General features: G+C 41.4%; 23 protein-coding genes. 14 read left to right on the forward strand and 9 right to left on the reverse strand.

Annotation, left to right across the window (positions count from 1 at the left end):
* Positions 1–831: 831 nt before the first annotated feature.
* From ICL16_RS19040 to ICL16_RS19050, 3 genes are all read left to right on the forward strand, one after another.
* A complete protein-coding gene (locus ICL16_RS19040) occupies positions 832–5,574 on the forward strand; it encodes a hypothetical protein (RefSeq protein WP_190830715.1) in 4,743 nt (1,580 codons plus the stop codon).
* Positions 5,575–5,791: 217 nt separating this feature from the next.
* Positions 5,792–6,187, forward strand: coding sequence for a hypothetical protein (locus ICL16_RS19045; RefSeq protein ID WP_190830718.1), 396 nt, complete (start codon positions 5,792–5,794; stop codon positions 6,185–6,187).
* A 62-nt stretch (positions 6,188–6,249) separates the two neighbouring features.
* The gene (locus ICL16_RS19050; RefSeq protein ID WP_202895616.1) at positions 6,250–10,128 is read left to right on the forward strand and encodes a DUF4912 domain-containing protein; all 3,879 of its coding nucleotides are present in this window, start codon (positions 6,250–6,252) and stop codon (positions 10,126–10,128) included.
* Positions 10,129–10,200: 72 nt separating this feature from the next.
* On the opposite strand, the gene ICL16_RS19055 is transcribed toward ICL16_RS19050, so the two are convergent.
* Entirely contained in the window at positions 10,201–11,085 is an 885-nt protein-coding gene (locus ICL16_RS19055) for a carbohydrate ABC transporter permease (protein WP_190830724.1), read from the reverse strand.
* Positions 11,086–11,109: 24 nt separating this feature from the next.
* Here ICL16_RS19055 and purN point away from each other — a divergent pair, with 24 nt between their 5' ends.
* On the forward strand, positions 11,110–11,757 hold the full coding sequence (gene purN, locus ICL16_RS19060) for a phosphoribosylglycinamide formyltransferase (protein WP_190830727.1): 648 nt from the start codon (positions 11,110–11,112) through the stop codon (positions 11,755–11,757).
* On the opposite strand, the gene ICL16_RS19065 is transcribed toward purN, so the two are convergent.
* From ICL16_RS19065 to ICL16_RS19080, 4 genes are all read right to left on the reverse strand, one after another.
* Positions 11,747–12,340: a CPBP family intramembrane glutamic endopeptidase gene (locus ICL16_RS19065; RefSeq protein WP_337907084.1), complete on the reverse strand. Its 594-nt coding sequence runs from the start codon at positions 12,338–12,340 to the stop codon at positions 11,747–11,749. The two genes, purN and ICL16_RS19065, sit on opposite strands and share 11 nt — an antisense overlap.
* Before the next feature lie 65 nt (positions 12,341–12,405).
* Positions 12,406–13,470, reverse strand: coding sequence for a DUF3326 domain-containing protein (locus tag ICL16_RS19070; protein WP_190830730.1), 1,065 nt, complete (start codon positions 13,468–13,470; stop codon positions 12,406–12,408).
* A gap of 87 nt (positions 13,471–13,557) precedes the next feature.
* Positions 13,558–13,734, reverse strand: a complete 177-nt coding sequence (locus ICL16_RS19075; protein WP_190830733.1) for a hypothetical protein — start codon at positions 13,732–13,734, stop codon at positions 13,558–13,560.
* 43 nt (positions 13,735–13,777) lie between these two features.
* Positions 13,778–14,092: a 2Fe-2S iron-sulfur cluster-binding protein gene (locus ICL16_RS19080; protein WP_190830735.1), complete on the reverse strand. Its 315-nt coding sequence runs from the start codon at positions 14,090–14,092 to the stop codon at positions 13,778–13,780.
* Positions 14,093–14,331: 239 nt separating this feature from the next.
* On the opposite strand from ICL16_RS19080, the gene acnB reads away from it, so the two are divergent.
* From acnB to ICL16_RS19120, 8 genes are all read left to right on the forward strand, one after another.
* A complete protein-coding gene (gene acnB, locus ICL16_RS19085) occupies positions 14,332–17,019 on the forward strand; it encodes a bifunctional aconitate hydratase 2/2-methylisocitrate dehydratase (RefSeq protein WP_190830737.1) in 2,688 nt (895 codons plus the stop codon).
* 138 nt (positions 17,020–17,157) lie between these two features.
* Entirely contained in the window at positions 17,158–17,496 is a 339-nt protein-coding gene (locus tag ICL16_RS19090; RefSeq protein ID WP_238360835.1) for a hypothetical protein, read from the forward strand.
* An 84-nt stretch (positions 17,497–17,580) separates the two neighbouring features.
* Entirely contained in the window at positions 17,581–17,826 is a 246-nt protein-coding gene (locus ICL16_RS19095; protein WP_238360836.1) for an AAA family ATPase, read from the forward strand.
* 76 nt (positions 17,827–17,902) lie between these two features.
* Positions 17,903–18,133: a hypothetical protein gene (locus ICL16_RS19100; protein ID WP_190830739.1), complete on the forward strand. Its 231-nt coding sequence runs from the start codon at positions 17,903–17,905 to the stop codon at positions 18,131–18,133.
* Positions 18,134–18,463: 330 nt separating this feature from the next.
* Positions 18,464–18,706, forward strand: a complete 243-nt coding sequence (locus tag ICL16_RS19105) for a type II toxin-antitoxin system HicB family antitoxin (RefSeq protein ID WP_190830741.1) — start codon at positions 18,464–18,466, stop codon at positions 18,704–18,706.
* 142 nt (positions 18,707–18,848) lie between these two features.
* Positions 18,849–19,022: a type II toxin-antitoxin system HicA family toxin gene (locus ICL16_RS19110; RefSeq protein ID WP_202895617.1), complete on the forward strand. Its 174-nt coding sequence runs from the start codon at positions 18,849–18,851 to the stop codon at positions 19,020–19,022.
* A gap of 63 nt (positions 19,023–19,085) precedes the next feature.
* Positions 19,086–19,295, forward strand: coding sequence for a hypothetical protein (locus ICL16_RS19115; protein WP_238360837.1), 210 nt, complete (start codon positions 19,086–19,088; stop codon positions 19,293–19,295).
* Positions 19,292–19,561, forward strand: coding sequence for a type II toxin-antitoxin system RelE/ParE family toxin (locus tag ICL16_RS19120; RefSeq protein WP_190830743.1), 270 nt, complete (start codon positions 19,292–19,294; stop codon positions 19,559–19,561). The genes ICL16_RS19115 and ICL16_RS19120 overlap by 4 nt, the downstream gene beginning before the upstream one ends.
* Before the next feature lie 93 nt (positions 19,562–19,654).
* Here the strand turns inward: ICL16_RS19120 and ICL16_RS19125 are convergent, their stop codons facing one another.
* The 3 genes from ICL16_RS19125 to ICL16_RS19135 form a co-directional block, all read right to left on the reverse strand.
* Positions 19,655–19,843, reverse strand: a complete 189-nt coding sequence (locus ICL16_RS19125) for a hypothetical protein (RefSeq protein WP_190830745.1) — start codon at positions 19,841–19,843, stop codon at positions 19,655–19,657.
* Between the two features lie 104 nt (positions 19,844–19,947).
* Positions 19,948–20,331, reverse strand: a complete 384-nt coding sequence (locus tag ICL16_RS19130; RefSeq protein WP_190830747.1) for an alpha/beta hydrolase — start codon at positions 20,329–20,331, stop codon at positions 19,948–19,950.
* Between the two features lie 94 nt (positions 20,332–20,425).
* Positions 20,426–20,659, reverse strand: coding sequence for a hypothetical protein (locus ICL16_RS19135; RefSeq protein WP_190830749.1), 234 nt, complete (start codon positions 20,657–20,659; stop codon positions 20,426–20,428).
* A gap of 13 nt (positions 20,660–20,672) precedes the next feature.
* Here ICL16_RS19135 and ICL16_RS19140 point away from each other — a divergent pair, with 13 nt between their 5' ends.
* Entirely contained in the window at positions 20,673–20,888 is a 216-nt protein-coding gene (locus ICL16_RS19140) for a hypothetical protein (RefSeq protein WP_190830751.1), read from the forward strand.
* Here the strand turns inward: ICL16_RS19140 and ICL16_RS19145 are convergent.
* Positions 20,885–21,214 (reverse strand): hypothetical protein, encoded by a 330-nt coding sequence (locus tag ICL16_RS19145; RefSeq protein ID WP_190830753.1) that lies wholly within the window; start codon positions 21,212–21,214, stop codon positions 20,885–20,887. The genes ICL16_RS19140 and ICL16_RS19145 overlap by 4 nt on opposite strands.
* A gap of 271 nt (positions 21,215–21,485) precedes the next feature.
* Here ICL16_RS19145 and ICL16_RS19150 point away from each other — a divergent pair, with 271 nt between their 5' ends.
* Positions 21,486–22,367, forward strand: a complete 882-nt coding sequence (locus ICL16_RS19150; protein WP_190830755.1) for a DMT family transporter — start codon at positions 21,486–21,488, stop codon at positions 22,365–22,367.
* The last annotated feature ends 7 nt before the right edge of the window (positions 22,368–22,374 follow it).

Consider the following 22,374-nt stretch of genomic DNA (forward strand, 5'->3'; position numbering starts at 1 on the left):
CACTTCTGGCAAAATTATGTTTTACTTAAGAGGAAAACTGCCAAACTTACAAAACCTACTTTTTTGTCTGAGCAATCCAGTAAAAACAATAATAAATTGTTATTTTTTGTAAACATGACGGAATTAAAAATAACTTTTCCTACTTTTTTATCAAAAAATCTTTTTCTACGAAGGTATAGTTTAAGAAAATATTAAATATATAATATAGAATAGTTAAAGATGAGATAATTTATAATTGAAAAAAAATAACATAAGGGTGTTAGAGTATTATAAAGTTAATAAATAAAGGTTGGCACTATATGAAAAATCAAAATTAGAAGTTTCAATCAAAGCTAATTACAGCACAATTAAAGTCTTGAAAGTTTGATATGTTTCAAAAGCAAAGTAGAGAAATTATTTGCGTTTAGTTTATACAGTGCTAATATAGAATTAATTTTTGAAATACACGTAGGTGGGCATTGCCCATCTTAAAGAAGCTGTTTATTAAAAAAAACAGGATAATATAAGTTAAGGTTGAATCAGAAAAATATAAGAAAAGCGGAGTAAAAAATAAATTTGGTTTTTTTACGAAAACCAAAAAGATAAATAAGTTAGCAAGGAGTTAGTTATGCAAAACAGATTATAGCTAACAGTGATAAGCCAATAGTAAAGTTGGTAAATTAGCAAGAGAAAGTTTTTATGAGCAATAGTAAAGGAGGAAACAAAGAAAATAATGAAGAATCTTGTCAAGAAAATTGATAAGTAGTGCAAATGAATGAGAAGTAAATAGAATGATGAAATATGAAATTCTTCAATTTCAACTTCAAACCAAAGCAAAAAAAAGAAAAAAGCATGACTAAAAAAGCAAGCTCTACACTTCCTGTGGATTTAGTTATCGTCATCGATACTAGTCCTTCAATGAAAGATGAAGCACAGGCTCTGAGTGAAGCTGCAGCAAGTGCGATCGCCAAAGCTAAAACTAGCTGTCCTTCTGACTTAAGAGTAGTTTGGTTGGGTATAGAAGGTACATGGAAAGGGACAAACTTCGACCAAACTATTAGAGCCTACCTGACACAAAAATGTAAGGTGGCTGAGTCTAAACTCCGGGGTAGGAGAAGAGGAGAACTAGAGTCAGCAGGAGCGCAAGAAGATGCAGCAAGAGCTATTGAAGATATCTCAGATTACTTCGATTGGCGATCGGGTGCAGCAAGAGCTATCTTTTATCTCGGCGATGAAGCACTCGAAGGGGGTGGAGATAAAACAGAGCAGAAGGATATTTTAGCTGCAAACTTGGCTATCCAAAAAGCCCAAGGAGCAGGAGTTAGTGTTCACACCTATTTCGGAACTTCTAAGAGCAAGCATCAAGAAGGGATCAAAACCGAATACACCAGAGTTGCCACCTCAACAGGTGGACAATCTTTTACAAGTAAAGACTCTGTGAGTGGTTTTAGTGGAGTCTTAGAAAAAGTTATCTGTGGTAGCCGCACAGCAAAAACTGTCAAACTCAAACCTGGGGCAGTTTATATCCAAGATTGTGTCTCTAACGAATTGAGCAAACTTTATACTCTGGATTTAGTCACAGGTAAAGCCACTTTTATTAGCGAGATAGTTACAGAGATTTCTGACATTGCCTTTGTCGGTTCTCAATTATATGGACTTGATCGAGAAGGCGACAAGACTCAACTAGTCAAAATTGACCTAAATTCAGGTGATGCCACCGTAATTGGTAATATTCTCTTTGCTTGTTCTGGTTTAGCATATCATCGTCAACGTCAAACTCTCTACGCCACAACTGCTAAACAACTGATAGCTATTAATCTAGAAACAAGTAAAGGTACGATAGTAGCAACAGTAGCAGACAAAAACTATAACTGTGGCGAAGTTGCCTTTGATGCTGAAGGCAAAGCTTATATTACCTTGATCGGTTACGACAAGAAGAAGTCATTAGCAAGCTGTAACCTCGATACAGGTGAAGTCAAAACTATAGGCAATATTGGCTTTGCCGATCTTGCCAGTATGGAATTTGTTGGTGACGTTCTCTATGGCGTGACTGGCAACTTCTTCAACTTAGGTAAAGACGGTCAATTAATCCGTATTGATACTACCACTGGAAAAGGAACTTTAGTAGCGACAACTGATCCTGCAGGTCGTTGGGCAGGCATCACTGTTTATGAACCAGCTACGGTAGTAACAACGGAAAGTACTCCAGTAGTAAATACACAAGAAACATCTGAAAAAACAAAAGTTCTTCAAGAAACTAAAGCTACCAGGGAGGAGGGTATGAGCATTTTAACTATCGATACCAAAAACAATTGTTATGTTATCGATCCCAACCAAATGAACAACCTGCAACAAGATGTTGCTAAATCTTTTTCTTTAGAGAAAGGTACTTTTGATATCAGAATTGCTGGTGGACGCTACAGTTATAGCAAGAGTACAACAGAAGGAGAACCTTTTGTCCTACTCTGGATATACGGAGTTGATGGTAGGAAATTTATCAACAAAACCACAGGTTATGAGGTTGGTGCAACCTGGACAACCCTAAACGGATATAATGATAATTTGCAGTTAGAGATTAAAGACAAAGCAGTTGTCTGTGCCTTGTTCTTTGATTTTAACAATAATGACAACAGTGGCTCAATTGAACTTTTAATTTCCAGTAATAAACCATTTTTCAATCCTCAAAGTCTAACAGTTGATAGCAAACGTAATAGCTATATACTTGATGAGAATTACCTCTCTGGCTTGAAGCAATCAGGTGCTAATTCAGTTGAATTAAATCCTGGTAATTATCGGATAAAAATTCGTGAAGGTAGTGCTAGTTATTGGTCAGAGAGCAAGAAGTTTGAAATAGAACCTTGGGCTTTAATTTGGGCAAAAGGCGGAAAATTTACACCAAAACTGACTGACATTGAAGTTGAAGAGACTTGGTTATCATTAAATGGTCTTAAAGACGAAGTAGTTTTAGAAGTAAAAGAAAAAACTACACTTTCAGGATTCTTCTTTGATACTCACAAAGACGATAACGAAGGGCAAATTATTCTGGCAATAGAGCAACTGAGTGCAAATGAATTAGCCCAGAAGAAGCAAGATGCCAATACAACAAGGACTGTTACAACTCAAGGACAAACTACCACAACAAGGACTGTTACAACTCAAGGACAAACCACCACAACTACTGAAGGTACAGGTGGATATGTCCGACGTGAACCAGTAGGTGCAAGCAGTTCGATAGAATTCACCTTCCGTTTCAACGAAGAAGAGTTCAAGAAAAAGTGGGAAGAACAGTTACAGCAAATTGATGCATCTATCAAGGTGATAGATGAAGAAGATGTAACGTTAGAAGCTAAGTATTGGGATCAGCTTGAACAGTGGCTGCTGAAAAACTACGAGAAGCACTTCAAGAACCTGGCTGTGGAAGTCGCAAAAGTCAGGTTTACGATGGATGCCTACATACAGCAGATGGAGTTTGGTCTAAATCAGCACTTGCAAACTTTGTCAGTCTACTTAGATAGATTGCTGGAAGATAGGATCAACGTTGAGATATCGAAGAGAATTAACCAGGTTGTCAATCAGCGTGTCGATCAAATCTTTGAGCAAAAGATCAGCAGCAATGTTGAATTAATTATCAACAGCATTATCAACAAGCCGGAACTCAACCAGTACATTTCTCGGCATGTCGATCAGCAATTTGACCAAACCTTTGAGCAAAAGATACGTAGCAATGTTGGATTAATCATCAACAACATTGTCAACAAGCAAGAACTCAACCAGCACATCGACAGACAAGTTAATCAGCAAGTCGATCAAACCTTTGAGCAAAAGATCCGCAGTAATATCAACGCAATTACTCAGAACCTTGTCAATAATAATGCCGATCTTGATCGGTACGTTGGCACTCAAATTGACAACAGTTTCGAGCAAAAGCTGCTAAATAACATCCAATTGCTCACTCAAAATATTATCAATAACAATGAGGCATTAAACCTCTACATCGACCAACGCTTACATCAAGGTGTCATCAATAACGCGGAAACTAGCCGTGATATTATCAACCTCGTTACCAATAGTGGTGAAATTAACAGCAAGGTTGTTAACCTCATTAGCAACAGTAGCGAAATTAACAACAAGATTAACAATCTGCGCAGCGAGTGGAATCAGACATTCGTCACTCTAGCAACACAACACGTCGATCAATTAATTGATGTCATCAGCGGTAGAGAGACATTCAACAGAGCAATTACTCAGAACCTGATTAATAACAACGCTGAGCTAAATCAATACGTCAGCCAGCAAATCGACAACAGTTATGAGCAAAAGCTGCAAAATAACATCCGCTTGATTACTCAAAACATTGTCAACAACAACGAAGAATTAAACCGCTATATCGACCAACGCTTCCAGCAAAGTGTTACCAACAGTAGTGAAATCAACAATAAGATTGGAAGCCTCCGTAATGAGTGGAATCAAACATTCCTCAATCTGGCAACACAACATGTCGATCAATTAATTGGTGTCATCAGTGGTAGAGAGACATTCAATCAAACTATCACTCAGAAACTGATCAATAATAATGCTGAGCTAAATCAGTACGTCAGTCAGCAAATCGACAACAGCTATGAGCAAAAGCTGCAAAATAACATCCGATCGCTCACTCAAAACATTATTAACAACAACGAGGAATTAAACCGCTACATCGACCAACGCTTCCAGCAAAGCATCACTAACAACACGGAAATTAATCACGAAATTGTTAACATCGTTACTAACAGTAATGAAATTAACAACAAGATTGCTAATCTTCGTAACGAGTGGAATCAAACATTCCTCAATTTGGCAACACAGCACGTCGATCAATTGATTAACGTCATCGGTGGCAGAGATACATTCAACAGAGTCTTAACTCAGAAAATTGTCAATAATACTGATATTAATCAGTATGTCAGCCGACAAATTGACAACAGTTATGAGCAGAAGATCCAAAATAACATCCAACTGCTCACTCAAAACATTGTCAATAACAACGAGGAATTAAACCGCTACATCGATCAACGCTTCCAGCAAAGCGTCACCAACAACACGGAAATTAACAACGAGATTGTTAACCTTGTTACCAACAGTAGTGAAATTAACAACAAGATTAATAACCTCTACAGAGATATTGACACCAAGATTGAGAACGTCCGCAACGAGTGGAATCGAACATTCATAAATCTGGTAACACAGAATGTTGATCAACTAATCAACTTAATTGGTGGCAGAGACACATTCAACATCCAGATTGCGAATTCGATCAACGTTAAGGTGGACGAGCTACTCAACGAAATCTTGAGAATCAAGAACGAAATGACTGTGCTCATGAACAATGCAGACAGACATCTCTATGAGTGGACTTTGGGAGAACTCATGGCAATCAAAGGTTGCTTAACCGATCGCCAAGTTCTTGTCGAGCAGTTAGTTACCTTCAGTGCTGAACTCAGAACTAAGCTCGATTCTACCAACTGCGTGGACATTAACACATTCAGACCGTTCAGACCGATCTCAATGGACGCACAACTGTCACCTGCTCAACCTCAACAGTTGCCAGGAAGCTAATAGCAAAAACTAGTCTTTAAAGATCCCCGACTTCTTAAAGAAGTCGGGGATCTTTTACACTCACCGATGCCTTTTCTCAAGTATTCATAAATCTTCTGTGAGCAGAAAATATCTTCAACCCAGAAAATTTTTCAGGTCACAAAATATGGTAAATTACTTCTATCCTTAAATCGGGATACTTATATATAAAAAACACAACCGATGAGGTTAATCAATTATGGAAGGTTGCACTATTACCGATCTTAAAGTTCACAGTAAGCACAATTGCTACTTGCTCAACCCAGCAGAAATGCAGACGATAGAAGAAAAAATTGCTGTCCGTACAGATTTAGAACCAGGAACCTACGTTATTAGAATCCGGGAAGGATCATTTGACTACGTACAGGGTGATATTCAAAAAGGTGAACCCCTAGTGATGTTGTGGATCTATGGTGGCAAGTTTGCCAACAAGAAAAATAATGTGGAAGTAGAAGCTACTTGGACAACTCTGAACGGGTATGATGATACCGTGACTTTAGAGGTGATGCAAGACGCAAAACTTTGCGCATTCTTCTTCGATAGCTATATAGAAGATAACGAAGGAGAAGTAATTATTTCTGTTGTAAAAATTTAATACCAAACGGTATTTGCGCTCGCCCAAGGAAAAACTGCTAACCGTTATTCAAACTAATGAAGATGTTTCGCTCGAAAAATCACTCCAGGAAAAAGTTTGTACAGATTTTGGTAGTAGTGCTTGCCCTGACGGCTACCCCCAAGCTACTGTCATTATCATCAACTTTACTTGAACCAGTCTTTGCCCAATCTAACAGTCCAAGTCCCATCCCACTTCCCCAATCGTTACCTAGCGGGACAACAGTGAAAGTGGACGGTTCTAGCAGCATGAGGGTAATTAACGAAGCACTGAAAAAACGGTTTGAAGAGAAGTTTTCAGGTACTAAAGTTGAACTGGCATCGGGCGGAACGGATCAAGCATTAGCAGCACTCCTACGCGGAGACATTAACTTGGCAGCAGTTGGACGTCCGCTCACAAATCAAGAGAAGGCTCAGGGGCTGATTACTACCCCTATTAGTCGGGAAAAAATCGCGATAATCGTTGGTTCAGACAATCCATTTAATCAAAACCTCACTTTCGACCAGTTTGCCAAGATGTTTCGAGGTGAGATCACAGACTGGAAGCAAGTGGGAGGTAAACCAGGACAGATCAAATTTATTGATCATCCAGAATTTAGCGACACGCGGCGATCGCTCAGCACCTACGATAACTTCAAAAAATTCCCCTTTAAAAATGGAGCCAATACAACCCGTTTGGCTCAAGATGATACCACAACAATCGTGCAAGCACTTGGTAAAGATGGCATTAGTTATGCGATCGCCGATCAGGTAATCAACTTGCCAAATGTCAGGGTAATTCCCATGCATAAAACTTTACCCAATGACCCCCGTTATCCCTACTCCCAACCGCGTGGCTATGTTTCCCGCAAGGAAAATGCAGCAGTAGGAACGCTTGCCTACCTTGGGTTTGCCACTTCTGCACCAGGACAAGAAATTGTCGCAGCCGCCAAACAGCAAGAAGCTGAAGCAGTGCGTCAAACTACAACGACGACTGCACCAAGTCCCGCATCACCTGTAGCAACAACAACTCCCAATCCTGGAGCTACTACTGAAACAGCACTAGTACCTCCAAGTAGTAGTAACACAATTGCAGTGGAAAGAGAACGAGAATTTCCTTGGTGGCTTCTATTGCTAGCGGGAATTCCTTTACTAGGATTACTTTGGTGGTTATTAAGAAGAGGTCAAGGCGGCACAGCAGTAGTAGAAGACAATTATACCACGCCAAGAACTACTTCTACCAACACAAATTTAACAGGAACTATTCCTCCAACCTCAGTAAATACAACTATAACAGATACCACTGCGCCAATTACAAACACCACTACCACGCAGGATACAACAAGAGAAACTACTCCCTCAGAAACACCAGTAACTCCTGTTGGTTTCGGAGTAGATCGTGCAACTGGGCTAGGAATTGCGGGACTGACAACAGGTGCACTGGGGGCAGGTGCAATATTGGCAGGGCGAAGGCTTGGTAGTAGGATTACATTAGAACCTCATAACTTAAGAGAAGCTAATGCTATTTGGTCAGCGCCGCAAGCAGACAGGGATTTAGCAAAACAGCAGGGCGGAAGGCAATTCCAACTGCGTGTTTATGATGTCACGGGCATTAATCTAGATACACAAGCACCACATAATATGCAGTCTTACGACTGCGATGAAATCAGCCAACAGCGACTGATATCCATCCCAAGAAGCGATCGCGACTATGTGGCAGAAATCGGTTACGTCACTCCTGAAGATCGGTGGCTGCTTCTCGCCCGTTCTAATCCTGTGCGGATAGCAGCACCCCCAGTCGAGCAGCCAACTCATCACGCAGAACAGCAGCCAACAGAAGCACTAGCTAGTAATATTACATTAGAATTGCGGGATTCACGAGAAGCAGAAGCTGTGTGGTTTGCGCCACAAGCACATAGAGATGCAGCTAAACAGCAGGGTGGACGCAGGTTTCAGTTGCGCATTTACGATGCAACAAACATTAATTTGGATACACCACTACTATATAGTACGCAATCTTATGATTGCGACGAACTGGAGCGCTCACAAAGGATAATACCTATTGCTCAAAGCGATCACGATTACGTAGCAGAAATTGGCTACCTGACAACCTGGGGACAGTGGTTGATTCTAGCTCGATCAAATACAGTGAGAGTGAATTCAATATCAGAAACTATCACACCAGAAATACCAGAACCGCCAGAAGTTGATCCCGTTGAACCTAGAGAAAGATTATTAACAACAACCGGATCAAATGGGTTGACACAAAATCAGCTAGATCCCAACATTGCCATTCCCGGAGTAGCAGGAGTTATAGCTACAGGAGCAGCAGGAGCAATTGCCACAGGTGCAGCAGCGAGACACTTGCCCAGTAGTCGCATTACTTTAGAACCAAGCACCTTAAACCAAGCTAACGCTCAATGGTTAGTTCCGCCAGCAGATCAAGAGTGGGCACTACAGCAGGGTGGACAACAATTCGAGTTGCGAATTTACGATGCGACAAACATAGATGAAGATACGCAACCAACCCGGATTGTGCAATCCTACGAATGCGACGAACATACTCAACAGCAGCAGGTATTATTGCCAGAGAGCGATCGCGATTACGTGGCAGAAATTGGTTACTTGACTGAAGATGAAGAGTGGTTGAGACTAGCCCGTTCTAACCGTGTGCGAATTACCACCACAACTTCTAGTCCCACTCGCATCCAAGAATCACCAAACAATTTAACAAACAACCAGTCCAATCTCAACATCGCTATTCCAGCAGTGGCAGGAGCAATTGCCACAGGTGCAGTTCGGAGACACTCGCTCAGTAGTCGCATTACATTAGAACCGATTAGCTCAACCGAGGCTAATGCTCAATGGTTAGTTCCACCAGCAGATCGAGAGTGGGCATTACAGCAGGGTGGACAACAATTCGAGTTGCGAATTTATGATGCAACTAACACAGCTATGCATACGCAACCAGCCCGGATTGTCCAGTCTTACGAATGCGATGAAAACATTCAAGATTACCAAATATCTTTGCCAGCAAGCGATCGCGATTACGTGGCAGAAATTGGTTACTTGACTGAAGATGAGGAGTGGTTGAGACTAGCTTGTTCTAATACTGTGCGGATTGTCGGCGTAACTTCCCATGACGAGATTACGCAGCACCAAATCAACAATACTATCCACGAAAGCAGCACAGCACAAACTCAAAGTCGAGTTGCTGTCACTAATGACAGTGAGCAGAACCTTTGGGTGCAATGGTTCGTCGAAAGCGCAGAAAGAGAAACTGCTTACCACCAAGGAGGACAAACATTTCAGTTAAGAATTTACGATGCGACGCACATTAACCTAGATACGCAACTAGCCCAGAATGTGTATTTCTACAACTGTGACGAAAGCAGCAAACAGTGCCTGGTTTCAGTTCCAGTAGGCGATCGCGATTATGTCGCAGAGATTGGCTATGTCACAAGTTCAGATCAATGGTTGAGAATAGCTCGTTCCAACCATGTGCGAGTACCTTCCTTTGAAATACAACACAACCGTGTTACTCAGCGCTCAGGCTGTAAGGTTCAACACCTTACCATACATAGCCGCCATAACTGCTTCTTACTTGGTAATGAGCAGATGAGAAAGCTCCAAGAAACGGCAGTAACCAAAACCCTAGAGCCTGGTATCTACGTGGTGCGGATTAAAAGCGGCTCATTTGGCGAAAGCGAGGCCAGCCTAACCAACCAACCGATTGTTTTACTCTGGATTTATGGCAGAATCATCAATAAAAAGACTAATCTTTTAGTACCTGCAACTTGGTCATCATTAAATGGATATGACGACACACTCACATTAGAAGTCGTGGAGACATCAAATCTTTGTGCTTTCTTCTTCGATTCTTTTGTAGATGATAACGACGGGGAAATAATTGTTTCTGTAATTCGACTGTATTCTAATAATTGAGAACAAAACTGGGTTCCTATTTCCAACCCTGTAGAGACGTTCCGCCGGAACGTCTCTACAAATATGATTCGGCTAACTTTCTTCACCCCAAGTTTTTAACTGTAGATAAACTAGCACTAACGTCACAGCTAAAAGTACTGTTGCCGCTGCTGCCGCATAGCCAAAATCAAATTGATTAAAAGCTTCTTGGTAAATATAGTAAACCAGCAAATTAGTAGAATTTATTGGTCCACCACCAGTAATAACATAAACTTGCTCAAAACTGCGCAACGTGAAAATGACAGTAGTAACTGTTGCGAATATTAAAGTAGGTCGTAATCCTGGCAAAGTAACATGCCAAAATTGTTGCCAAGCATTAGCACCATCAAGTTCTGCTGCTTCATAACGACTTTCGGGAATAGCTTGCAACCCTGCAAGGAACACCACCATATTGAAACCAAGTTGTTTCCAAACACTTAATATAATTAGTACGGGCATTGCCCAAAATGTCTCTCCTAGCCAAGGAATTGGTTGAATACCAATCGTATTTAACAGAGAATTAATTGGTCCTTGTGTTTGAAATAGCCAGCGAAATCCTAACCCAGCAGCGACAAGGGAAGTAATTGAGGGCAGAAAATAAGCGGTTCGCAGCACTCCGCGTAAAGCAAAAGTGCGGTTTAATAGTACGGCAAGTCCTAAAGGAATCACTAGACTAGGAATAACTGTAGCCACAGTAAAGTATACTGTATTACCTATAACTTGCCAGAAATCTGAATTAAGTAGCAAGCGCGAGTAATTTCTCAGAAATACCCAGTAAATACCTTTTGTCGTGAAACTACCAGCAGTAAAGCTGAGATAAAACAAATAGGCGATCGGCCAAATTAAAAATATACCGAGTAAAATTAATGCTGGAGCAAGAAAAATCCAGGCAGCCACTGTATCATCATCCAGCCACGACTTATTATATATTCTTGGCATCTACCATTATCCTTTAGTACTTTTATGACTCCTCGCCTTGATTCTACCGTTTGCTTAGTTTCTCCCAGCATTGATCCCACTTTTTGTCCTGGTACTCCTTTAAAATTAGGAATCATGGCTTCTGGCAATGGTAGCAATTTTGAGGCAATTGCCCAAGCAATCAAAGATGAAAAACTTAACGCTCAAATTCAAGTTTTAGTATATAACAATCCAGAGGTTTACGCTCCAGTACGCGCTGCTAACTGGGGGATTCCATCTGTTTTGTTAAACCACCGTGACTATAATAGCCGCGAAGATTTGGATCGGCAAATTGTAAAAACTTTACAACAGTATGATGTGGAATTGGTAGTGATGGCTGGTTGGATGCGACTAGTGTCATCAGTTTTAATCGATGCTTTTCCCAACAAAATTATTAATCTCCACCCTAGTTTGTTACCTAGTTTTAAAGGTTCCCGTGCCGTGGAACAAGCTTTGTTAACTGGTGTTAAAATCACTGGTTGTACAGTGCATTTAGTTTGTTTAGAAATGGATAGTGGTCAAATCTTGATGCAAGCTGCAGTGCCAGTGTTAGCTAATGATACACCAGAAACTCTCCATGCCAGAATTCAAGTTCAAGAACACAAAATTTTACCACAGGCGATCGCTCTTTTTGCCGAAAGCTTTAATTCTTAATAGCTGAGGATTGCCCAACTTTCCACATATAGCTGGAAATCAAATTTGTCAAAATATGAGCAACTATTGGGACTAACAAGTTGTTGCTCAAGATAGCGCTATAACCTAGAACTATGCCAACAATAGTTGCCCACACTACATAAGCCCATTGTTGAGCACCACTCAAGTGCAATACACCAAAGCAAATGCTAGAGATGATCACAGCGAAGTGATCGTATCCCAAGGCTGGGAGCATGACACCTCTAAATAACAACTCTTCACTTAATCCAGGTAGTAGCCCTAACCAGATTAAGTCTGGTAGGATCAAAGGCTTCAGCACCATTTCTAGGTAATAATTGGCATTTCTACGGTAATGAGGGAAAAGTTGATAAGCCAAGCCGCTCATGCCAGTGATTGTTAACCCTAAGCCGATTCCAATCAAAAAATCTCTTTCATCCCAATGCCAAGACATGAGGGCAAAATTGCCAACTCGTAACCAAAGTTTAGCGACTAACCACAAAATAATTGCAGTTATTCCCATCGCTACCAGTACTTGGGTGCGTGATAGGTATGGAATTTCTGGTTGGTTTTGCTGTTGCGTCACGGGATTTTAGGAGAAAGGGGTTAAAGGGGAGGGTGTAGAGACGTTCCGCCGGAACGTCTGTACGGCTAGTAATTAATTATTAAGGATTGTAAAGGTGAAATTTGGGGGCTAAGAGCGGATGGGTTAATGCCTGCTTTATGAGCCACCAATACACCCAGTGCTTCTAGGTAAGAGTTCACCTGTATTGATTTTATCCCTAAAGGTTGGGGAGGAACTTGTATTTGAGTTTGATTTTCTTGTACAGTGATGATCTGGCATTTTTTATGACTTAAACTTAGCACAGCGCTACTACCACAAGCTGAGTAAGGAACGATCGCCGCATCAACTTGATTCGCCCAAATATCAAACGGTTGTGGCAATTCATGGTGTCCGATCATAAATTGGGGTGCGCGGCTCAAACCGACAAGTACACATGGTAAAAAAGTATAGCCTAATTCTTCGGCTGCTGCACGTGGAGATAAATCTGGAGCGCAAGGCATGGGAGAAATAGCAGGTGAATGGGCGCATGGTATTTGAAAAGTTCTTACTACCAAATGGCTAATTACAGCTTCTGCCCCACCAATCGGATCGACTCCTTTACCTTGACGGTAGTTTTGTTCAGCCAACAAATCAACATTATCAGGGAAACGAGCCACAACTGCGATCACTTCTGCCCTTGCACTTTTAATCAATACCTCTGCCGCCCGTAATAAACTATCTGGATTGCCAATTGTTCCCCAACTTGTTCCTGTTTCTGTTGTACGTAATTCTACATTTAAATCCGTATCTGTTACGACATAATCAGTTAGAGATAATCCCAAAGTCGCTTTCGCGGCATCTGCTGCTTGTAGGTGTCGCAGGCGCAACTCTGGTTCAATTCCTTTGTCTAATAGTAAACCGATCCGATTTTGATGTACTGGACGCAAACCCCAACTTCCGGAGGCAAATTGGTTTAATCCGTAACCTTCAACATAAAAAGTATTGGGCAGATTCCAGTATAAACTAGCACCATTAAGCACATTAGGATGAGTAATCAGGCGATCGCAAACCTGTGCCATAGCCTTAGCCACTGGTATTGCATCTCCGGCATAACCCCCAATCGCCGCCCCAATACCAGTAGGAACAATTAAAATAGCAGTATATGGACGCACGTTCTAATTTGAAAAAAAGTAACTCGTTAAAGTTGCTAATGGTTAATTGCTAATGGCAACAAACAATTAGCTATTAGCAATTAGCAATTAGCTATCAGCCGTGACAACGGCTTCCACAGTACACGTTTGCTTTTCTACATCCACAGAGGTAATTGCCCAACGTAGAGGTTCTCCCCATTTCGTCAACTCAGATGTAATAGCTTGTTGCAATTCCTTCTGAGTTTCCTGCAAATCAACCTCCGCAGTAATAAAATGAGTAGTCATTCCTTTATTTTCTTTCTTGTTTTCCTGGGGTTTAAACCCCAGGCTACTTCCCAAACTGTAACTGATAAACAGTATCTTCCTTTTCCGTCTCAACTTTCAAATCAGATCGGGGATAAGCAACACAAAGCAAAACATAACCTTGTGTTTGTAAATCTGGACTAACACCCATCCCATCACTTTGATCCACAGAACCAGAAATAATTTGACCAGCGCAAGTAGTGCAAACACCTGCATGACAAGAGCTAGGCAACTCCAAACCAGCCGCATCAGCTACTGACAAGATAGTTTCATTTTCCGGGACTTGTAAAGAGTGAGTTTTACCTTGGTGGATAATTTCCACAGTGTATATTTTAGACATATACAAAAAACTTGCTTCAATGGTCAAGTTGTTTATTTTACCCTAGAAAAGGCAAACAACTCTTTTAAAAAAAGCAAATAAAAGATTTGCTTAATATAGCTTAACCAGCCTGGGCGCGATACATTGATAATTATAGGTCCTAGCTCGATAAAAAACTTAACGAAGGCAGACAGCAGAGGGAAAATAACAGCATAGTAGCATAGCTGCCTCCTGCCTTTTACTGAAAATCGGAGAAGATAATGCTCGAATCATACCGCCAACACGTTGCACAAAGAGCCGCACTACAAATTCCTCCCTTACCGTTAGATGCAAACCAAACATCACAACTGTGTGAATTACTAAAAAATCCGCCAGCAGGTGAAGAACAGACATTACTAGAATTATTGCGCGATCGCGTCTCTCCTGGAGTAGATCCAGCCGCATACGTCAAAGCAGGATTTCTCACCGCCATCGCCAAAGAAGAAATCACCAGTCCCTTAATTTCACCCATAGAAGCAGTGCAAATGCTGGGTACAATGGTGGGTGGCTACAACGTCGAATCCTTAATCGAACTGCTGCAATTTCCCACCGTATCCGTCTCAACATCTTCTGAAACACCATTGGTAATGGGCGCACAAGGAAAAGAACCCATAGCAGCATACGCCGCCGCCGCCTTGAGCAAAAACCTGCTGGTGTACGACGCCTTCCACGATGTCTTAGAATTATCCAAAACCAACCCCTTCGCCAAACGAGTAATCGACTCTTGGGCAGACGCCGAGTGGTTCACCATCCGTCCACAAGTACCAGAATACATCAACGTCACTGTCTTCAAAGTACCAGGTGAGACGAATACCGACGACTTATCCCCAGCAGTTCACGCTACTACACGCCCCGACATTCCCTTACATGCCTTAGCAATGTTAGAATCGCGGATGCCTGGGGCGTTGGAAACCATTGCCGAGTTAAAGAAAAAAGGGTATCCCGTTGCTTACGTAGGGGATGTAGTCGGTACTGGTTCTTCCCGTAAATCTGCGATTAACTCTGTATTGTGGCACACAGGACATGATATTCCCTATGTTCCCAACAAGCGAGCAGGTGGATATATTTTAGGTGGAACAATTGCCCCCATCTTTTTCAACACTGCTGAAGACGCTGGTGCTTTACCCATTCAATGTGATGTCAGCAAGATGGAAACTGGCATGGTAATTACCATCTACCCCTACAGAGGCGAAATCACCAACGAAGCAGGCGAAGTTATTTCCACCTTCACCTTAAAACCAGATACAATTCTCGATGAAGTGCGTGCAGGTGGACGTATTCCCCTGCTGATTGGACGTACCCTCACCGATAAAACAAGGCTTGCACTTGGTTTAGAACTCAGCACTTTATTTACTCGCCCTACCCCCCCTTCAGTCTCCCCCGAAATCGGGGGGGATACAGGGGGGGTTAGTTACACTCTGGCACAGAAAATAGTAGGAAAAGCTTGCGGATTACCTGGTGTACGCCCAGGTACATCTTGCGAACCAAACATGACAACAGTTGGTTCTCAGGATACCACAGGACCCATGACCCGCGATGAGTTGAAAGAACTTGCTTGTCTGGGCTTCTCTGCTGACTTGGTGATGCAGAGTTTTTGTCACACTGCTGCTTATCCCAAACCAGTAGATATCAAAACTCACAAAGAACTACCAGACTTCTTTGCTTCTCGCGGTGGTGTTGCTCTACGTCCGGGAGATGGTATCATCCACTCTTGGTTGAACCGGATGCTGCTACCAGACACTGTGGGAACTGGTGGAGATTCTCATACTCGCTTCCCCTTAGGAATCTCTTTCCCCGCAGGTTCCGGGTTAGTGGCGTTTGCTGCGGCGTTGGGTGTGATGCCTTTGGATATGCCAGAGTCGGTGTTGGTAAGATTTAAAGGGCAATTGCAACCTGGTATTACCCTGCGAGATATTGTTAATGCCATACCTTACGTAGCAATTCAAAAAGGTTTGCTGACGGTAGAGAAGCAGAACAAGAAAAATGTCTTTGCTGGGCGGATTATGGAGATCGAAGGCTTGCCAGATTTAAAAGTTGAGCAAGCTTTTGAACTTACTGATGCTACTGCCGAACGTTCCTGTGCGGGTTGTACTATTAAGCTCAGTATTGAGACGGTATCAGAGTATCTGCGCTCTAACGTGGCGCTGTTGAAAAACATGGTAGCTCGGGGTTATCAAGATGCCCGTACTATTATGCGCCGCGTTGCCAAGATGGAAGAGTGGTTAGCAAATCCCGTCTTGTTGGAAGCTGATGCGGATGCGGAGTATGCCGAAATCATTGAAATTGATTTGAATGAAATCACTGAACCAATTGTGGCTGCTCCCAATGACCCTGATAATATTAAATTATTATCGGAAGTTGCTAACGATGCAGTACAGGAAGTATTTGTTGGTTCTTGTATGACGAATATTGGGCATTACCGTGCTACTGCGAAGGTGTTAGAAGGTGCGGGTGCAGTACATACTCGTCTATGGATTTGCCCACCTACGCGCATGGATGAACAACAGCTCAAACAAGAAGGTGTGTATGGCATTTTTGGTGCTGCTGGTGCTAGAACAGAAATGCCTGGTTGCAGTTTGTGTATGGGTAATCAAGCGCGAGTTGAAGATGGTACAACAGTGTTTTCGACTTCTACCCGTAACTTCAATAATCGCATGGGTAAAGATGCGCGAGTTTACCTTGGTTCTGCGGAATTAGCAGCAGTTTGTGCGCTGTTAGGACGTATTCCCACTGTGCAGGAATATCTGGATATTGTGGCGAATAAGATTCATCCTTTTGCTGATGATTTGTATCGGTATTTGAACTTCGATCAAATCTCTGGTTTTGAGGATGAGGGACGTGTGATTCCGTTGGAACAAATGCCCAAGATTGAAGATATTTTGGGTATACCTACTGGGGCAGGTAAGTAAATAATTGTTCGTATATGTGCCCGTTCGCCCACAGCCCACACCCTAGAAGGGTGGGGCTATAAGAACAAAGCCCGCCTGCGCGGGCTTCAATCTAGTAATAAAGTAGGGTGGGCAATGCCCACCTTCACCTCAGCAACTATGAACACAAGAATGGGAGAAAATATGTCTGAGCCAGTTCAAGAAAGCAATTCCCCCCAAGAATCTCTCGCCTGGATAGTTCTTGAAATTGATAAAATTCCCAAACAATACTGGTCGAACTTACTTCAGATCATTCGTGTGTATCGTGAAAGCGTGACAATGAATACTAAGCCAGTAGATGCTTGGTCAAAAGCTATGGATGAACTGAAGAATCCCGATCCAGTAGTAAAAGCGGCGCGACAGAAAGCTTTGAGCGAACTGCTCAACAAATGGGAACAAGAGGGAGACGAACAAGAGCAAACAGAAACCGCCGAAATTCTTCGTAAGGCACTCTTATGATTATCCCATATCTATATAAACCATTTTATGAGTAGGATAGTATTACAATGGTTTAGTAACAAAGCTTAGGAATAGAGGCATAAATTGATAATTCTTTGCACTCACAATGATGGAGGAGTGGGTAAAACAACCTTAGCTGTCCATGCTGCACGTGTCTTGATATCTCAGTTAAACAGAACCCTTTTAATAGATTGTGATGATCAAGCAGACTTTTGGCAATTCTACACTGGTCGAACTCTAGATAAGTCGCAAGACCTAGATACTGAGGGTAATAGAACAGTTATTTTTAACAAAGACCGCAAGTCAATTAAGGGTTTGGCAAAGCCATAACAATACGATCGCGTTGTTTTAGATATTGAAAGTCCTCTGCAAAACACTGTTCAAGTAATTATTGGTAATGCTCAATATGTCAGTAAGTAGCAAAGAAAATCAATATCAGGATTTTCAGGTTGAGCAAGCTATTGTTGAGGGTAAACGTCATGCTGCTGAAGTTGAACCAGAAGTAGAGATTACTCTCGAATTCACTGAGGCTCAACGAAATATGATCGTGGAACTGACTTCAGCGCTTACACTATCTGTAGAAGTTTTATTGGAAACAGCAATTAGTTATGTATATTATAGGTATAAAAGATATTAAGCAATTGGCAAAAAGCTGGAAATTTATAGGCAAGCTAATAACAAATACGAAGATACTCATCAGCAAATTACAAAGCCTAGTCACCGTAAAGCATTAACAAAAAAATTGACATTAGCCGCTGAAATATCTTATAAGCTTGAGGAATTGGGCATGGCAGAAAAAATTAATGAGTGCGTAGTGACAGGTATAGACTTGCTTTATAACCAGTTAACTAATGATAAATAGAATAAGACCAATAAAGAATGGATTACTTAGAAATTGATGCATTGGTTAATGGAATAATATACTCCAATACCCTACTTATACCATGACATTAGCAGGTGAACACCAATGGATTTTTACATACTAGTACTAAGACAAAGCGCTCTTTATTGGGTGGCTTTGTGTTTAGAGAATGGAATTGTAGGACAGGGAAACACTCCAGAAAATGCAATTAGCAAACTCAAAGATGCAATTGAGTCTTTTATGTTAGTTTATGAAAGAGAAAAGAACATTTATAGCTCTCCTATTTCTCTAGAGGAACTTCATGAATTTTTGATGTTAGAGGATAAGGAACAAAATACTGAAATATAGGAATCCGGTTTGATTTTTGAACAAATCTACGTATGTGTAGGGTGGACATCGCCCACCAAAACCTAGATATGTGCGGCATAGCCCTGCCTACGTGTATTTCAAAAATCAAATAGTAATCTTATATATGAATTAAGGAAGATTTATGCCTAAAAATATTCCTTCTCTCAAACCAAAAGAGCTAATAAAGCATTTGGACAAAGGTGATTGCTCATTTTATAGAGAGGTAAAAGGTGATCATCGGTTATATATTCGTGAAGTTGAGGAGCAACGGAGAATTGTTCCTATTTTGGGAGCAAGAAAAATGTTGCTTTTTTAGATATTACAATGGTTGTAGACATGCAGATTACTGTGTGGCTTTGTGTTTAGAGAATGAAATGGTATGACGATGAAAACAGACAAATATCCATTTGCTAGGGAACTTATTACTGACACTCAAGGTAACATCCGGAAAGTTGTCATAGATTTTAATGATTATCAACGTCTTTTGGCAGCCATTGAGGATGAAGGACTAATCCTTGCCATTAAGGAAGTACAAGACGAAACACCACTGAGCCTTAATGAAGCACTATCAGAACTTGAAAAAGAGTGAATACCCAGTATTTACCTAGTTTTATAAAAGACCTCAAAGCTCTCAAAAGTACACCTTACTTTGAATCTATCAAAGCACTAGTCTTTGAAGAAATACCGAGTATCTCAACTTTTGAAGAAATTACGAATTTAAAAAAGTTAAAGGGATACGAAAACGCATATCGAATTCGCATAGGCGATTATCGTATCGGCATTTTATTTCATGGTGAAACAGTGACTTTTCAGCCGGTGCTACACCGTAAAGATATTTATCGCTATTTTCCATAACAGGCGTTTTTGAAATGATTCAAGAAGAGTACTCTGAACAAGGGCGTTATCTACCTGAAGATGAAGCAAAGTTGATACGCCCTTGATTATTGGTTAATGGGGTAATAATAGCCTATAGCCAAAAGGAGAGCCGAAATAAGCTGTTGTAGCTACAAAGAGAATTGTGAAAACTCCTATGGCAATAGCGAGTCCAAGTTGTACTGAGGAAGAATTTTCTTCAATTTCAGCAGGAGTCAGGGGAAGCTTATCTTTGATAGAATCAGTTGTTTTTTGTGGGTTCATGGCTGTAATCGCTTATATTAATCATTTAACTTATGATTGCTTTTGCTGCCATGAACTGCATCTAACTTGAGAATAATTAAGAAAGCTACCCATAGCAGGGTGCGTTACTCTAGCAACCAGCGCATGATGCCAGGTAACTGTCTTTGCCACGAGGTTTCGTGATGGGTTTGCCCTTGTGCTAAGTTAAAGTGGACTTCGTAGTCGCTGTAGCCAAGCTGCTTTATGTGATGATAGAAGTCTCGTGTCACGGGAACGTAATCCAAATACACACCCCCAAACGAGTACTGCTCTATTGTGGTGTTAGCACACCAGGTGTCGTAGACTGCTGATTCTGGGTGCGAGAAAACATTTTGCCCATCAAACATATATAGTACCGGGAATGCTTTGTCAGGTTGCTGTTGATAGGCATTGGGGGTAAAGATGCGAATGGTTCGCGTCACTTGCTCTACAGTGGAGTAAACATCCCGCAGGATTTTAATTTCGCCCATAGTCCTTTAATAGTTTTTCACGAAATCAATATCCTCTCAGAACTGTGGGTTATTGCACCCTGAATTCCCCACAAGTTCGCGCTCGCCCAGTACTTTAGTTTGCTTCTTCTCTTTGACAATCAACGCCTAATTCAAAGCGAGCGTTAGGAGTCAGCTGACGCATCAGGCGCAAATGTCCTTCTGCATCAGATAAACTACGGAATCGAGCTACAATTACCCGTTGCTCATCAGGAAGTATACGAGTAACTGCCCAAGTATTCAGGCGCTCTCTGTAGGGGATAGCATGAGTTTTTAACTTGGATTCTTTACATTGAGTATTTTGTGGCATAATTGGGATCTATATGAAAATAGTAGTGACTGGCGTTAGCGATGTTCTTGGCAGGAATTTACTAACGCCTTTTTTCATTGTTAAGGCTGCCTACTTGATACTAAATTATTTTCTTATTGTCAAGGGGGTGATTCTCAGTTTTTTCCGTGGTAGAGACGTACAGACGTTCGTCTGTACGGGTGGTAGAGACGTTCCGCCGGAACGTCTGTACAAGTATCTGGGGTATTAGCGATCGCGTCCCAGTAACGATTCAAATTCTGCTTGTAACGCCTGAATGTCCGCTACCCTCGCCACGAGCAAATTATCGTAACCTGCATCCAGCAAACGAGATTTCCAATATTGGACACTTTCTGAATTTTTCATCCAAAACTCAATTACCGTCCCGACAACTTCATCCATATCCCAACCCCACTTTTGCGGTATCGGTTCCACAGATTTAAGCATCGCATCTAGAGTACATTTTTGTGTGCCCACATATTCCACACCAATAATTTCCGGTTTTTGTAAAAATTGCCAAACATGAGATACACCAACAATATCAAACGTGTATTTCATCCCATTCCTCCTCGTTTTTTGGAAAAATCATTGCTAAAAAAATGTTTTAATTACAACTGAAAGAAAGCTGTATAACAACTCTCATTAGGCTGATTGATTATGAAATTAATTAGCACTTGAGCGGCGTGAGTGCTAAGTTTTAAACTGGAAAAAATTAGCAGTAAAGTGCATTGAGTGCTAAGTTTTTATAGGGTATTTATATTAATTATTCAAAAGTTTTTTTGATTGAAAAGTGTTAGATAATATTCTTAACAATTCTTAATGAATTCTTATGAACGATTTTCAGGGTGAAATAGCGGCAATGCTTGCTGCTGGTTTGTGGGCTATAGCTTCTACAATTTACGGTCGGTTGGGCAGATCTATCCCACCACTGCAACTAAACTTGATTAAAGGAGTAGTTGCGATCGCTCTACTTTTACTCACTATCCTCATTAGAGGCGAATTCTTTAATATCTCACCTCTACCCACGTGCCTACTCCTGCTCAGTGGTGTGGTAGGCATTGGTTTAGGTGATACAGCTTTCTTAGCTGCCATAAATAATCTTGGGGCGCGTCGTGTCTTGCTAATCCAAACCCTTGCCCCACCCATGACAGCAATTCTAGCGCAGATTTTTCTTCAAGAACGGCTCAACTTGGTTGCTTGGTGTGGCATTGCACTTACTATTTTGGGAGTCGCGTGGGTTGTGACGGAACGGGTTCCCAATACAAGTGAAAGCACAACCGACTTATGGCGAGGAATCGGCTTTGCGCTTTTATCCACAATCTGCCTCGCCATTGGTGCAATTCTATCTCGTGCCGCACTCGCCAATACTAACATTAGCCCCTTGTGGGCTGGTTTATTACGTTTAATTGCCGCAGTGTTGATTCTCTTAATCTGGATACCTTTCAAAGGACAACTTAGGATTCAAACTCCATCAACACGAGTAATTTTGAGTGCTGTGTTTGCATCCTTCTGTGGAACTTTCTTGGGAATATGGTTGCAACAGGTAGCAATTAAATTTACTGCTGTGGGAATCGCTACTACACTTTTACAAACAAGCCCTCTGTTTGTGATCCCAATTAGTCTTGCCATCGGTGAGAAAGTTAGTCTGAGAGGAATTATAGGTGTAGTGATTGCGATCGCTGGGATCGCATTACTATTTTACCTCAAGTAGCACCTAG

The sequence above is a fragment of the Iningainema tapete BLCC-T55 genome (assembly GCF_014698965.1).
Lineage (GTDB): Bacteria > Cyanobacteriota > Cyanobacteriia > Cyanobacteriales > Nostocaceae > Iningainema > Iningainema tapete.